This is a genomic window from Vibrio sp. Vb1980, from assembly GCF_033338615.1.
Taxonomy (GTDB): Bacteria; Pseudomonadota; Gammaproteobacteria; order Enterobacterales; family Vibrionaceae; genus Vibrio; species Vibrio alginolyticus.
Genome location: NZ_JAWOSZ010000065.1, coordinates 1 through 843, shown reverse-complemented (window position 1 = coordinate 843; position 843 = coordinate 1). Strand labels below are relative to the sequence as shown.

1 protein-coding gene is annotated in these 843 nt (G+C 46.3%); it reads right to left on the bottom strand.

Annotated elements, in window-relative coordinates:
- Positions 1–2: 2 nt before the first annotated feature.
- The coding region (gene gspC, locus R7F64_RS23805) for a type II secretion system protein GspC (RefSeq protein ID WP_318072139.1) at positions 3–843 on the bottom strand (841 nt) is incomplete at its 5' end.

Below are 843 nucleotides of genomic sequence, written 5' to 3'. Positions count from 1 at the left end.
TATTACAATTGGATATAGATGTCGTACTGCTGACCATCTCGCTCAACAGTCAAATTCAGTTCTTGCGGATCGCTCATCACTTGCATCAGTTGTACTGAAGAAGATGGATCACTTAAATCGATCCCATTAAGTTGCACCGCAATATCACCAGGTTCTAGACCCACATCATTAAATAACGCCGCATCACGACCCGGAGAAACTCGGTAGCCAATAATGGCGTCGTCTTTTTTCACTGGAGAAATGGTGATGTATTTAAAAACACTCTGTGGATCTTTCGCAATCTCCTCTCGGATTTGCTCTAGTTTGTCACTCACGTCTGACGCAGGTTCTTTCTGTGCAGCTTGCACTCGAGTAGCCTGCGGCGATTCTGACAATTTTTTATACTCAACGCCTTCCAGCATTAGAGTTTCATCTCGGCCTTCGTTATCGATGATCACGCGATCGACCAACACCGCTTTTAGTGTGGCACGCGTACCTTCAATTTCTTCGCTAATTCCGTAGGTCGCTTGCTTACCACGGTTAGCGATCACCGCTAAGCTGGTTTGAGGATTGCTGCTAGCAACGGCGCCAACAAGGGTAAGATTCAGGCGTGTTTTTGGGGCGTCTTTCACAACAGGTTGCTCAACGACCACAGGCTTTTGTTCGGTGTATTTGCCAAATAAGTTGGCGCTTTGAAGGGCATTGAAATCAATCGTATTCGATTTATTGCTGGCAATAACGTTACCCGCCGACGGCCTCCATTTTGGCACATCAGACGTTTGAGGGATTGCTAACCACACCACTTTACCGAGTATCCACCCAGTTATCGCAATAAATAGGCAAGTAAGTAGCAAACTGAGCTTC